The organism is Flavobacterium sp. AC105 (assembly GCF_979258495.1).
Genome location: NZ_OZ409860.1, coordinates 509,136 through 522,103, shown reverse-complemented (window position 1 = coordinate 522,103; position 12,968 = coordinate 509,136). Strand labels below are relative to the sequence as shown.

Below are 12,968 nucleotides of genomic sequence, written 5' to 3'. Positions count from 1 at the left end.
AGGAAGACATACTTTATGTTTAAAAAATCTTAGTCATTGCGCCTGTTTCAACTTGAATTATTTACAAATGGTAAACTTATTGTGTGATAAAGTAAAACCCAGATTTTCATAAATCAAAACGTTTTCTACTCTTCTGCGATCTGTTGTTACTTCGATACTTTTTAGGTTATTTTGATCTGCATATTGCATTATCTTTTCTATCAATTGCCGACCGATTCCTTGACCGCGATGATTTTGATGAATAAAAAACTCCTGAATTTCTCCAACTAATCCGCAATGATGCAGAAGATTTTGAGTGTGGAAACTAATAAATCCTAAACCTTCACTTTCATTTTCTGCCAATAAGTAAAGTTTTTTTTTATTCGAAATATTTTCATTGAAGATTGTTGCAAAAACTTCGAAATCTAACTCTTCATTTTCAAGTTCGCAAATTACGTTGTAGACAAAATCCAAATCTCGTTTTTCGACTTTTCTTATTTCGATTGTTGATTCCATAATTATTTATTCTTCTATAATTTCTTTTTGACTTTCTCTACAAAGTATTGCAATTGCGATAAAAACAAAACTTAAATAAATCGCAATTGGGAATCCGAGACCTAAATCATACTGGGTAATATCATCATAAAAAGGAAATAATTTCAACGTTATTACTGTCAGAATTGGCAATGAAAACAATACCCAAAATGCAACAAAATTATCCGGAAAAGAAAACAATCGTCTAAGAATAAAAAACAACAAAAACCCGGTTGTCGTTAACGGAACTACAAACGCTGCCCATTCGATTACTGCCATAATAAGAAGCCCAATTGTCATGGTTATAATAAAACTTAGCAAACTCCCAAAACTGAGATAAAAGAATGTTGCCAAATATTCTCCCGATTTAACTTTTGCAAAGAATTGTACCAATATAAAAGTCAAAATTATTACGGTACCAAAACTAGTAATCAATCCGCGATCGTTTCCTCTGTCGATTATAGATGTAATAAACATCCAAACCCAGATAAGAGATAGCGAAACCAGCAAAAAAATGGCACTTTGTTTATGGGTTAAATACTTAACTTCTGTATTTAATTTCATCTTTAATGAATATAACTTACTCTAAAATCTTTTATCGGTTTAATGCTTTTTCTATTAATAATTCCATTATTAACAAATATCGATCTTTAATAGACGTTCTATTTGCCCACATCTAATAGATTGGTAAGAAAAATTGTATTTTTACGATTCGCGAAACAATTTACAAAATGTATCTCACAAACACAGACTTGTTTTCTACCAAAACAAAAAATGTAAAAGAATTTTAAATATCTTTGAACTATGAGCACAGCACCAAAACCTAGACACATCGGGCGAAACATAAGCCGAATCAGAGAGCTTAGAGACATGAAACAAGAAGCACTTGCGATTGCGATTGGCACGACGCAACAATCTATTTCTATTATTGAAGGAAGCGAAAGCGTTGACGACGAAAAACTAAAAGCTATTGCCGAAGCTTTGGGCGTTCCTGCTGATGTAATCAAAAATTTTTCTGAAGAAGCTGTTTTTAATATTATTGGGAATACTATTGATATAGAAAACAACAACGGCTCTTCTGTAATAAGTTATGGATGCACATTTAATCCTTTTGACAAACTTCTTGAAGCTACTGAACAGAATACAAAACTTTATGAAAGATTACTTCTAGCTGAAAAAGACAAAGCTGCTTATTTGGAGAAATTGTTGAGCGAGAAAAAGTAATTTCTAAGAAAGATATATTTATAGAAAAACCGAAGTTTTATGGCTTCGGTTTTTTTTTATGGGATTATTGTTACCGGGAGCAGATTTTAAATTCGCACTATCGGGCTTTCGTCCAAATTTTTTGTTTCAAAAAATTTTATTTGAAAAAAGCATTGAATTTATCTAAAAAGCTTTTCTTTTTTTCTTTTTTTACAGAAGCATTTGAGTACTTATGGTTTTTATTTTGTCTTTCTAGTTCATTTATGAATTGAGGCGTATCATCAAGAAGCATTTGTCGTGAATACTTCATCTCATCATCTAAATAATAAATTAAAGCATTGCAATTATCAATTAAAGCAACAGATATAAGCCCAATACACGCCCCAGCAGCAAAATCTGCTCCCCACATAAATGAAATAGCAAGATCTTGGTCAGTTAGGTCTTTCTCTATCCATTCAACTTCATCCATTATTTCTGAGGGATTTTCAAAATAAATTTCAAAATAAGTTTTGTATCCATTTAATGAGCAAGAAAGCCCTTCTTGATCATATAAGTTTTCAACTTCATCTAAAATTTTAAAATCGTAACCGAGTTCATTAATGTGTTCTTCAATTTTTGATTTTGCTGGTAAATCTATCTTCTTTAAAAAAGCTATTTGGGTCATTGACATAATTTATTTTTTTTAGATATTACAATATAATTGATATAATTTTTTACTCAACAATATACCAATTATCGCAATTGAAAAAACTTATTTCCTAAATAAACAATAAACTTATAATATACCGAGTATCGAATTACTTACGGAGATTCTTCGTTCCTCAGAATGACAAGATTGCGATTGTACGGTTATTGTTTTAAACCATAGCCCAAGGTTTCAACCATGGGATTCTGATTGTGATAAATATTACCCTCCAATGGTTGAAACCATTGGTTATGTTTTAAATTAAGCTTCGTTCTCAATAATTATCGAATTGTAAAAAAACTTTGTGCCTTAGCGTCTTCACGGCAAATCCCAAAACAAATATGAAAACTTTAATAAATCAATTATACGCCACTTCTTCAAAAATCACTAATTTTGAAATTCGAAGTTCAAAACTCACATTATTATGAAATATCATCAAATAAACAGCGCTCTTTTTGTAAAAAACCGCAAAAAATTCACGGCAGAAATAAAACCTAACAGTGTTGCCGTTTTCAACTCTAATGACATTTACCCAGTTAGTGCCGACAGTACTTTGCCGTTTGCACAACACAGAGATATTTTTTATCTGAGTGGGGTAGATCAGGAAGAAAGTATTTTGCTTTTATTTCCGGATGCACCTTACGAAAGTCAAAAAGAAATGCTTTTCCTGAAAGAAACCAACGATCATATTGCCGTTTGGGAAGGTGAAAAATTAAGTAAAGAACGCGCTTACCAAGTTTCTGGAATCAGAACCGTTTATTGGTTACAGGATTTTCATAAAGTTTTGAACGAAATGATGACGTATGCCGATACGATGTACATCAATACAAACGAACATTACCGCGCAACAGTTGAAACCGAAACGCGTGAAGCTCGTTTTGTAAAATGGTGGAAAGAGCGTTATCCAGCACACAATGTGGCAAAAAGCAACCCAATTTTGCAGCGTATTCGTTCTGTAAAAGAAAGCGAAGAAATTGATTTAATTCAGCAAGCTTGTGATATTACGGAGAAAGGCTTCCGAAGATTATTGTCGTTTGTAAAACCAAATGTTACGGAGTATGAAATTGAAGCCGAATTGGCGCACGAATTCATCAGAAACCGTTCTAAAGGTTTTGCGTATACACCCATTATTGCTTCTGGAAATAATGCGAATGTTTTACATTATATTGAGAACAATCAGCAATGCAAAGCCGGAGATTTAATTTTGCTGGATGTTGCGGCAGAATATGCAAATTATTCTAGCGATATGACGAGAACAATTCCGGTTTCGGGAAAATTTTCTGAAAGACAAAAAGCGGTTTATAATGCGGTTTTAAGAGTTAAAAATGAAGCTACAACAATGTTGACTCCGGGAACACTTTGGAAACAATATCATATTGAAGTAGGTAAAATCATGACTTCTGAATTGATTGGTTTAGGCTTAATTGACAAAGCCGATGTTCAGAACGAAAATCCGGATTGGCCAGCCTACAAAAAATATTTCATGCACGGAACTTCTCACCACATGGGACTTGACACGCACGACTACGGATTGCTTCACGAACCAATGAAAGCCAATATGGTTTTTACGGTTGAACCTGGAATTTATATTCCGGCAGAAGGTTTTGGAATTCGTCTGGAAGACAATGTTGTGGTTCAGGAAAAAGGCGGTCCTTTTAATTTAATGCGCAATATTCCGGTTGAAGCTGATGAAATCGAAAGTTTAATGAATGAGTAATTTCATGTAAAAGAAAACATTTCCTGAATATAAATTCCTTTTAAAATCATAAAAAAACAAAACGGCTTTCACATCCTGAAAGCCGTTTTTTTATTTCAAAACCATAATTGAAATAAAAAAATTTATATCATATCGCTTTTAATCTTATATCAAAGCACGATATTTCGTATATCGCATATGGTTTTCTTATCTTTGTACTTTATCCTTAAAACATCATATTGAAAACTCTTTTATATAAAAACACTAAGATATCTTATGCTGATTCTGGCAAAGGAACTGCAATAGTATTGCTTCATGGCTTTTTGGAAAACAAAAAAATGTGGAAAGAATATGTTGATTTATTTTCAGAAAAGTATCGCGTTATTACCATTGATTTATTAGGTCATGGTGAATCAGAATCGCTGGGTTATGTACACAAGATGGAAGATAATGCAAATGTTGTTCATGAAGTTTTAGAACATTTAGACATTAAAAAAGTTGACATTTTAGGACATTCCATGGGCGGTTATGTTAGTTTGGCTTTCGCCGAATTATTCCCGGAAAAAATTTCTAAATTGGTTTTATTAAACTCGACTTCAAAAGAAGACAGTCATGAAAAAAAGATAAATAGAAATCGCGCCATAAAAGCCGTAAAACAAAATTATGTCAACTTTGTTAGTTTGGCAATCGCAAATTTATTCAGTGAAAATAACAGAACCCGATTGGCAGATGAAATTGAAAAAGTAAAAATCCAGGCTTTAAAAACACCTTTACAGGGAATTATAGCTTCGTTGGAAGGTATGAAAATCAGAAAAGACAGAGAGAAATTATTACACAAAAACCTATTTCCAGTTTTGTTGGTTTTAGGAAAAAAAGATCCTGTTTTAAACTACGAGGAAAGTCTTTCTCAAATAGAAGATACAACTGCCGAATTGGTTTCTTTTGAGGATGGACATATGAGTCATATTGAGAACAAAGAAGAATTAAAAACTATTCTATTAGACTTTTTTCAATAATCAGGAAAGTATTAAAATCCAAAAAGGCCATTTCAGTAATACTAAAAACAGCCTTTTCTTCATTTTTGGGGGCAAATACTAAAGTTTCGTTATAATGTCTTTCTTGAATTTAGACAAAGTAGCTCTTGTTAATCCAAGATTCGCTTTTGATGAATCTACAGCTAAATAAATAAAATAGTTACCATCTTCAGAAACATCGATAATGTGAATCTGATCTGTTAGTGTAATTAAAATATCATTGATTTTTTGATTTAATCCTAAAGCCTTAATAGCGCTTAATTTTGCTTTTACAACTTCTAAATTATAAGCAGATGCTAATTCCGGGTCAAAATTTGGATTTACAGAAAGCGAGCAATAAGACATTCCTGTTTCAACCTCAGTTACTGAAACGGCAATGAATCCATTGATGTTTTCTCTTAAATCATTTTGAAAATTCTGTAAAAAATCTGACATGTTTTAAATTTGTTTAAATTAATTATTGAAAACGGTATCCATTTTGCGCAGCAAAAGTCCCATTTTACTTATATCTTTAGAAAGTAAGGCAATACAATTATCATTAACATCCTTATTGGCTACTACAATCCCATCATTATTCTTAATCATAACCTGTCTCAGATCGCCATTATTGACATCTTCAGACATTTCTAAACACATTTTTAATATCATCCCTATCATTGCAGCAACATTTCCGTCATACTCTAAATTAACAGATTCAAGCAAGATACCATCAATATTAAAACTCACTCCGGATTCAGCTCCGGTCTCTTCTACAAGTGTATTTAGATCTATCATATCGGTTTCATTTCGTGTTTAACAAGGTTCAAATATATTTTTAATAAATAGAATTGTCCGATAAACACTTGTTAAAAAAGCAGGCACCCGTAAACGTTTGAACTACTTTTATTTATCTCCTATTGTTTCTTTATTTTAAAAATAAATTTTATAAAAAACGATAACAAAAAAAGAATATTTATCTAAAAATCCAACATTATGATTGATATACGCTAATTCTTCAAATATGGTTTTAAGAAATAAATATAGTTTGAAAGAAGTTTTTCATAGCTTTGCAAAAAAATTAGCCAAATGAAAACAGTAGACGAATTACGCTTTGATTTAAATGTAAGATTAATGAAATTTAGAAGATTTCGTTTTGAGAACGGAAGCATAAATAATCCAAATACAGAAGAATCTCAAAAGAAAGGATTTTTCAAAAAAATATTCAGCTAAAAGCTACTTACAAAAAAATGCTGAATGGGTTAAGTAACCTTTCTCAATAAGTTCAGCATTATCAATTATCTGATGTATTTTACCTTCTTTAATCAAAATTAAACGAGTCGAAATTTTGATTACATTTTGGTAATTATGATCTGTAATGACAATTCCTTTTTTATGCGAATTTTCTATTATCATTTCATTGACAAGATCAGCCATTAAAGGCGATAATCCGTTGTAAGGTTCATCTAATAAAACAAATTTGGAGGGATTAAAAAGTACGATTTTAATTTCGAGATATCGCAATTCTCCACTTGATAAATGCTTAATTTTTTTATTTAAAAGAGCTTTAATGAATTTATCTTCGCAAAAATCCCTTGTATTTTGTTTATCTATCGATAATGTGATTGCCTTTTTTACTGATAAATGATTTGGAATAAATGAATCCTGGTCCAAATAACTAATTTCATTCGATAAGAAATTTGCATCATTTCCTGAAACAGAATCAATGCGAATACATTTATTTGGTGCCGATACAATTCCGAAAATAATCTTAAGTAAAGTCGATTTTCCCGAACCATTTCTTCCTAACAAACCAATTATTTCAGAAGTTTCGCATTTAAGATACACATCTGAAAGAATCATTTTATTGCCGAAACTCTTCTGAATTCCGTCTACTTCTAAAACATGTTTTTTCAAAATAATTGCTTTATTAAGAAAATAATTAAACCAACAAAAACTGATGTAACAAAAGTCAGAATATAACTAAAAATTAAAAGCTGAATTTTTGAAATTCCATTATTTGAATAAAATAAATATTCATTTTTACGATATAATTCTTTAAAAGCAATACTTATCAGGAATCCAAAACTTAAAAACATTAAAAAGAAACAATCAAAACCGCCAAAGAAAACAGCAATTGCACAAACTGCCAGATTAATTAATAAAGTGGTTTTGAAAAACTCAAATATGTTGTTTAACTTTCTGATGTTAATTGATTTTTTCTTCGAAAGGAATATTGATATCTAAAATTTCGTTTAGTAACAAAACAATTTCTTCCAGATAATAACCCAAAACTTCTTTCGAAACTGTTATATCCAAATCTTTATCTTCCTTAAATCCGAAGGGTAAAAAGCCTGATTTTAAATTTTTAAACGAAATTATTCCAACCTCAATAGGAAAATCTTTTGCTTCATGCTCAAACATAAAAGCATAAGCCAAAACCTGGATGATTTTATCGTTTTTAAGCTCCTGTGTTAATCCATTCCAGGATTTAAGAACAACATTGTTTTTCTCTACTTTTCCAGTCTTGTAATCGATGATTCTTATTTTTCCGTTGCGCAATTCAATTCTGTCAACATTTCCTTTAATCAAAACAGGAAAGGGCAAATTTGGATGATTTAATTGACGTTCAAATGTTTTCTCTAAAGCTATAATCTGAATTGCATCGCCATTTTTGATTGATTCTAATTCTATTTTCAGGAAATTTGAAACATTTCTTTTTGCAACTTCAAATGCCAGAAGATTACGGCCTTTTTTGATTTCACCTTCTTTATACACCAATTTAAATTGCTTTAAAACTTCATTATCCAGCAATTTGAAACAATTTTGAAGATCAGTTTCCGAAATAAATTTACCAATAAAAGGATCGTAAAGTGCTTTTAAAGTTTCGTGAATTATAGTTCCGAGTGTATTTAAAGCAATATTTTCCTCTACTTCTTCAACTTCACGAATTCGGAGTATTTTCTGAAAATAAAACTCAATCGGATTTCTGATATAACTCGTCAAAGCCGAAGGAGAAAATCCGGCAACGGCTATTTCTCTTAAACGTTCCATCACAGCCTCTGATTTTGGAATTACCATTGGCTGATACGCCTTAGCAGGCAAAACCGGATTGTAAATATCAAAAGTAAGATTGTGTTTTAATTTTTTTTCAACTTCTAATTGCGTGATGAACCGGCTTCGTTCGCCGGCATCTAATCCGTCATTTTCTGTATTATAAATCAAATAGATATTTTTCGCCCTTTGCAATAAATGATAAAAGTGATAGGTATAAATGGCATCTTTTTCTTTAAAAGTTGGCAAACCCAATTCTCTTTTCACATCGTATGGAATAAATGAATTTTGGGATTTTCCTGCCGGAAATTTTCCTTCGTTCATTGAAGTAACAATTACGGTTTCAAAATCCAGAACACGGCTTTCCAAAACTCCCATAATTTGCAAACCTCTTAAAGGTTCGCCTTCAAACGAAACTTCTGCAACATCAATAATCTGCTTATAAATAGCATGCAGAGTATCTATATTATCAATGTGATGATGTTTAGCATAATAATTAATCAACTTATTAATTACTTTAAAAACAGCATAAACAAAAGCTTTAGCAATTTTTTCTTCCTCATTATCATTACTGAAATTTTCTTTTATCAAAAGTAAAAGCGCCGAAATATTTTCAAGAACTGCAATTGAACCATTCTCCCACTTCTGAAATAACAATTTAAACAATTGCGACTGATCAGAATTAAGCTCAATAATTCGATTGTGCGTAATAAAAGTATAATTATTCTCCTTTATAATTCGCACCAGATTTCCAGCCTTGGCATAAGGCTCAACCAATGGATGCGTTAAAATATCAAGTACATCTTTATAATAAAAAACATAACTTTCGCCCTTACGGGAAAGTGCGTTTGTATGCATTTTGAATAATTTTGCAATCAATATTTGTGAAGGATTATTTTTACCGGAATATCCCATGGTAATATTCAAAGCTCCTACAGAAGATGGCAATGCGTATAAAACCGGCATTAATAAATTTTCTTCACCAAGAACAATCGCCACTTTATCAAGAGATGTTGACGGGTTTTCAGTAATTATATTTTCAATAATACTTCCTGCCAATTTTGCCTGGCCAATCGTTTTAGGAGTTCCTATTACCTGAATATTTTTAGATTGTGAAAAGTCATCTACAATCCATTCAAAAGGATTTGATTTATAATGTTTCCAGCTTTCTTTAAAACGTCTCACAAAAAGTCCGGCATCATGATACGGATCATTTAAAAAAGTTTGATCAACATCCCAGTAAATTTTAGCCTGATCCAGCGCTAAAAGATGTTGTACTATTTTTTCTTCTGCTGCATTTAAAGCATTAAATCCTGCAAAAACATAGTTTCTATTTGATACAGAATCCGAAAAGTGATTTAAATTATTAACTGCTTCTCTGTAAATTAAGCCTTGATAGCCAATTGATTTGTTTAATAAATGATTATACAACGAATCATAATACAAAGGCAAAAGTTTCCAGAAATCAATATAATTTTCTAAAAGCTTGGTTTTATTTTCTACTTCGATACCCCATTTTTTAATGTCTTCAATATCTTTAAGATAAGATAAAACATGCGATGGTTCTAAAAGATAGCGATCGATTTCATTAAAGTCCTGCAAAAGTGTTTTTGCCCAATTAGCAAACAGTTCAAATGATTGTTGATGCTGTTTTTCTGTAACAGATAAATAAACTTCATAAAACTCAAACAACAGCTCAATTGAATCTATTGATCTAATTGAGGCTACATCTTGTACAAAATCCTCGATACTTATAATTTCAGGACAAAGAATAGTATTTTCAATTTGATTTCTTAAAGCATCAATTAAAAAAACTTTAGCTCTTTTGTTAGGCAAGATGATCGTAGTTTCAGCAAGTTTTGCTGAAAAATCCTGAATTATAACGGTTGAAATTTTTTCGAGAAAAGAAGTATTTATCATTTTATAAAAATAAAAAAAGCCATTCAATTAAGAATGGCTTTTAGTATTTATTTAGAAAGTAAATTAGATTTTACCTTGGTATTTAGAACCAATGTGTCTAATTTCTGTTCTTCTGTTTTGTGCTTTACCTGCAGCAGTTTTGTTACTTGCAACTGGTTGGCTAGATCCAAATCCTTTAGACTCTAAGTTTTCTGGATTAACACCTCTTTCAATTAAAGCATTCATTACAGCAGCAGCTCTATCTTCAGATAATTTTTGATTGATTTTAGCTGAACCTGTACTATCTGTGTGTCCTTCAATAGAGAATTTCGCGTTTGGATAGTTTTTAAGGATTTCTTTAATAGCATCTAATCTAGCTGGAGTTTCTTTGTCTCCTGTTTTGAAAGTAGCTTTTCCTGAGTTAAAGTAAACCGCTCTTGCTTGAACTTTAAGATCTTCTAAAGCCTCAGAAGTTACTTCTGGACAACCTCTGTTAGAAGCAGGACCGTAAACTGTAGGACAATCATCATCTTTATCAGCTACACCATCTTTGTCAGCGTCTAAGAATGGACATCCGCCATTTTCTTTAGGACCAGCAACTGTAGGACATTTGTCATCTTTGTCAGCGATACCATCACCGTCAGTATCAGGACAACCTTTTAAAGCAGCTAAACCAGCAACATCTGGACAAGCATCATCTTTATCAGCAATTCCGTCTCCGTCAGTATCAGGACATCCGTTTAATGCAGCTAAACCAAATACATCTGGACAAGCATCACTAGCGTCAACGATTCCGTCTCCGTCAGTATCAGGACAACCATTGAATTGTTTTAAACCAGCAACATCTGGACAAGCATCATCTTTGTCATAGATTCCGTCACCGTCAGTATCTTTACCTCCAAATTTGAAGATTAAACCTGCAGTGTGTTGGAAATGAGATGGAGCGTCTGGTACACCAGCAGCATCTTGTCTGTCAGCATGAAGTCCCCATTTGTATTTCGTAGCAAGTTCAAGACCAATAGCATCTGTGAACCAAAAAGTGATACCAGCACCTGGGTTAACAGTTCCGTAGCTACTTTTTCCGAAGAAAGTATAACCACCACCAACAGATAACGAAGGATCGATTACTTTAGATTTGATTAATTCCTGGAAGCTATATTTAATAGTAGCATCAATTCCATAATACATCAAATCACCAGGATTAGTCACAACATTTCCTCTTGAATCATGCCCTGGAGCAGTTGGATCAAAAGTAACGTATTTATCAATTTTGTTTACAGATCCTTGTAAACCTACAGAGAAACCATGTCCAACATATTTAGACACACCAATGTAAGATAATGAAGGAAGAATGTTCCAGTTGTCTTTAACAGCGAATGGCTGCGAAAAGTGTTGATCAAAAAATCCACTTCCAGCACCAGAACTAGTTCTAGTGTCAACGGCATTAACTCCAAAAGAGATAGCCCATGGATTGTTACTGTCTTGTGCGTGAGAACTTAAACCCATCACCATCATCACAGCAACTAAAAGTTTGTTAAGATGTTTCATACTTAATTTTTTTAATTACAATTTAGTTAATTACAAGCAAAAGTAACACCAAATTTTTTAAATACAAAATGAAATGTTAAAAAAAACCTACAAAAATTTCAGTAAAGTGGTAATTATATAACTTTTAACATTTGTCCAACAACTATGAATGCACTTATTGCCTTGTCTAGGTGCTCTTTAGAATGTGCGGCAGATAATTGCACTCTAATCCTTGCTTTATCTTTTGGAACAACAGGAAAGAAGAATCCAATTACATAAATCCCTTGTTTTAAAAGTTCGTTTGCCATTGTTTGAGATAATTTTGCATCATATAGCATAACTGGCACAATTGCAGAGTCACCATCAATGATATCAAAACCTGCTTTTTTCATGCCTTCTTTAAAATAATTCGTATTCCATTCTAATTTATCTCTCAAAGAAGTATCTTTTTCTAATAATTCAAAAACCTTAATAGACGCTCCAACAATTGCCGGGGCTAATGAATTAGAAAATAAATATGGTCGTGAACGCTGACGCAGCAATTCAATTATTTCTTTCTTTGCAGTTGTATATCCGCCCATTGCTCCACCAAGGGCTTTACCAAGAGTTCCGGTTATAATATCAACTCTGCCCATAACTCCTTTTGCTTCAAGCGTACCTTTTCCAGTAGCGCCTATAAATCCGGCAGCATGACATTCATCAACCATTACCAAAGCATCATATTTATCAGCCAAATCGCAAATTTTATCCAGAGGCGCAACAAGACCATCCATTGAGAAAACGCCATCAGTAACAATTATTTTAAAGCGCGCTCCAGCTTCATTTGCTTTAATTAATTGCTGTTCCAGATCTTCCATATTACTATTTTCATAGCGATAACGGGCTGCTTTACATAAACGAACACCATCAATAATAGAAGCGTGATTTAAACTATCTGAAATAATTGCATCATTTTCTCCAAACAAAGGTTCAAAAACCCCGCCATTAGCATCAAAAGCTGCTGCGTAAAGAATCGTGTCTTCTGTACCATAAAAATCAGCAATTTTTTTCTCTAATGTTTTATGAATATCCTGAGTTCCGCATATAAAACGAACTGATGACATTCCGAAACCATGCGTATCCATAGCATCTTTAGCGGCCTGAACCACTTCCGGATGAGAAGAAAGCCCCAAGTAATTGTTTGCACAAAAGTTTAAAACCTTCTCTCCTGTCGAAATGGTAATTTCAGCATCCTGAGCAGAAGTTATAATACGTTCTTTTTTAAAAATTCCGTTTTCTTCAATAGTCTGCAACTCACTTTGCAAATGTTCTTTAATTTTACCGTACATTTTTATTTATTTAAAACGTTAAATATTAACAATTTAGACTATTATAAGTCCTG

General features: G+C 32.2%; 13 protein-coding genes. 4 read left to right on the top strand and 9 right to left on the bottom strand.

Translation table 11 applies throughout. From position 1 onward, the window contains the following. Positions 1 to 57: 57 nt before the first annotated feature. The gene (locus ACZ0AH_RS02110) at positions 58 to 495 is read right to left on the bottom strand and encodes a GNAT family N-acetyltransferase (RefSeq protein ID WP_463474248.1); all 438 of its coding nucleotides are present in this window, start codon (positions 493 to 495) and stop codon (positions 58 to 60) included. Between the two features lie 6 nt (positions 496 to 501). Next, positions 502 to 1,077 (bottom strand): hypothetical protein, encoded by a 576-nt coding sequence (locus ACZ0AH_RS02105; protein ID WP_463474247.1) that lies wholly within the window; start codon positions 1,075 to 1,077, stop codon positions 502 to 504. 240 nt (positions 1,078 to 1,317) lie between these two features. Between ACZ0AH_RS02105 and ACZ0AH_RS02100 the strand changes: the two genes are divergently transcribed. Next, complete coding sequence (locus tag ACZ0AH_RS02100) at positions 1,318 to 1,737, top strand: helix-turn-helix domain-containing protein (protein WP_463474246.1); 420 nt, start codon at positions 1,318 to 1,320, stop codon at positions 1,735 to 1,737. Positions 1,738 to 1,873: 136 nt separating this feature from the next. Here the strand turns inward: ACZ0AH_RS02100 and ACZ0AH_RS02095 are convergent, their stop codons facing one another. Further along, positions 1,874 to 2,386, bottom strand: a complete 513-nt coding sequence (locus tag ACZ0AH_RS02095; protein ID WP_463474245.1) for a hypothetical protein — start codon at positions 2,384 to 2,386, stop codon at positions 1,874 to 1,876. A gap of 439 nt (positions 2,387 to 2,825) precedes the next feature. Here ACZ0AH_RS02095 and ACZ0AH_RS02090 point away from each other — a divergent pair, with 439 nt between their 5' ends. Continuing rightward, on the top strand, positions 2,826 to 4,118 hold the full coding sequence (locus tag ACZ0AH_RS02090; protein WP_463474244.1) for an aminopeptidase P family protein: 1,293 nt from the start codon (positions 2,826 to 2,828) through the stop codon (positions 4,116 to 4,118). Between the two features lie 218 nt (positions 4,119 to 4,336). After that, positions 4,337 to 5,113 (top strand): alpha/beta fold hydrolase, encoded by a 777-nt coding sequence (locus ACZ0AH_RS02085; RefSeq protein WP_463474243.1) that lies wholly within the window; start codon positions 4,337 to 4,339, stop codon positions 5,111 to 5,113. A 78-nt stretch (positions 5,114 to 5,191) separates the two neighbouring features. On the opposite strand, the gene ACZ0AH_RS02080 is transcribed toward ACZ0AH_RS02085, so the two are convergent. Both ACZ0AH_RS02080 and ACZ0AH_RS02075 read right to left on the bottom strand, forming a co-directional pair. Then, entirely contained in the window at positions 5,192 to 5,566 is a 375-nt protein-coding gene (locus ACZ0AH_RS02080; RefSeq protein WP_463474242.1) for a hypothetical protein, read from the bottom strand. Between the two features lie 18 nt (positions 5,567 to 5,584). Beyond that, the gene (locus tag ACZ0AH_RS02075; protein WP_463474241.1) at positions 5,585 to 5,905 is read right to left on the bottom strand and encodes a roadblock/LC7 domain-containing protein; all 321 of its coding nucleotides are present in this window, start codon (positions 5,903 to 5,905) and stop codon (positions 5,585 to 5,587) included. 291 nt (positions 5,906 to 6,196) lie between these two features. Here ACZ0AH_RS02075 and ACZ0AH_RS02070 point away from each other — a divergent pair, with 291 nt between their 5' ends. Then, positions 6,197 to 6,340, top strand: a complete 144-nt coding sequence (locus ACZ0AH_RS02070; RefSeq protein ID WP_463474240.1) for a hypothetical protein — start codon at positions 6,197 to 6,199, stop codon at positions 6,338 to 6,340. Positions 6,341 to 6,343: 3 nt separating this feature from the next. On the opposite strand, the gene ACZ0AH_RS02065 is transcribed toward ACZ0AH_RS02070, so the two are convergent. From ACZ0AH_RS02065 to kbl, 4 genes are all read right to left on the bottom strand, one after another. Then, a complete protein-coding gene (locus tag ACZ0AH_RS02065; protein WP_463474239.1) occupies positions 6,344 to 7,024 on the bottom strand; it encodes an ATP-binding cassette domain-containing protein in 681 nt (226 codons plus the stop codon). Positions 7,025 to 7,315: 291 nt separating this feature from the next. Next, positions 7,316 to 10,081, bottom strand: coding sequence for a PD-(D/E)XK nuclease family protein (locus ACZ0AH_RS02060; RefSeq protein ID WP_463474238.1), 2,766 nt, complete (start codon positions 10,079 to 10,081; stop codon positions 7,316 to 7,318). Between the two features lie 63 nt (positions 10,082 to 10,144). Next, complete coding sequence (locus ACZ0AH_RS02055; RefSeq protein WP_463474237.1) at positions 10,145 to 11,608, bottom strand: OmpA family protein; 1,464 nt, start codon at positions 11,606 to 11,608, stop codon at positions 10,145 to 10,147. 113 nt (positions 11,609 to 11,721) lie between these two features. Beyond that, entirely contained in the window at positions 11,722 to 12,915 is a 1,194-nt protein-coding gene (gene kbl / locus ACZ0AH_RS02050) for a glycine C-acetyltransferase (protein WP_463474236.1), read from the bottom strand. Between the last annotated feature and the right edge of the window lie 53 nt (positions 12,916 to 12,968).

Bases quoted from the DNA above. Each gene is read 5' to 3' on its own strand.
- ACZ0AH_RS02110 (WP_463474248.1), bottom strand. From the start codon at position 495: ATGGAATCAACAATCGAAATAAGAAAAGTCGAAAAACGAGATTTGGAT.
- ACZ0AH_RS02105 (WP_463474247.1), bottom strand. From the start codon at position 1,077: ATGAAATTAAATACAGAAGTTAAGTATTTAACCCATAAACAAAGTGCC.
- ACZ0AH_RS02100 (WP_463474246.1), top strand. From the start codon at position 1,318: ATGAGCACAGCACCAAAACCTAGACACATCGGGCGAAACATAAGCCGA.
- ACZ0AH_RS02095 (WP_463474245.1), bottom strand. From the start codon at position 2,386: ATGTCAATGACCCAAATAGCTTTTTTAAAGAAGATAGATTTACCAGCA.
- ACZ0AH_RS02090 (WP_463474244.1), top strand. From the start codon at position 2,826: ATGAAATATCATCAAATAAACAGCGCTCTTTTTGTAAAAAACCGCAAA.
- ACZ0AH_RS02080 (WP_463474242.1), bottom strand. From the start codon at position 5,566: ATGTCAGATTTTTTACAGAATTTTCAAAATGATTTAAGAGAAAACATC.
- ACZ0AH_RS02075 (WP_463474241.1), bottom strand. From the start codon at position 5,905: ATGATAGATCTAAATACACTTGTAGAAGAGACCGGAGCTGAATCCGGA.
- ACZ0AH_RS02070 (WP_463474240.1), top strand. From the start codon at position 6,197: ATGAAAACAGTAGACGAATTACGCTTTGATTTAAATGTAAGATTAATG.
- ACZ0AH_RS02060 (WP_463474238.1), bottom strand. From the start codon at position 10,081: ATGATAAATACTTCTTTTCTCGAAAAAATTTCAACCGTTATAATTCAG.
- ACZ0AH_RS02055 (WP_463474237.1), bottom strand. From the start codon at position 11,608: ATGAAACATCTTAACAAACTTTTAGTTGCTGTGATGATGGTGATGGGT.
- kbl (WP_463474236.1), bottom strand. From the start codon at position 12,915: ATGTACGGTAAAATTAAAGAACATTTGCAAAGTGAGTTGCAGACTATT.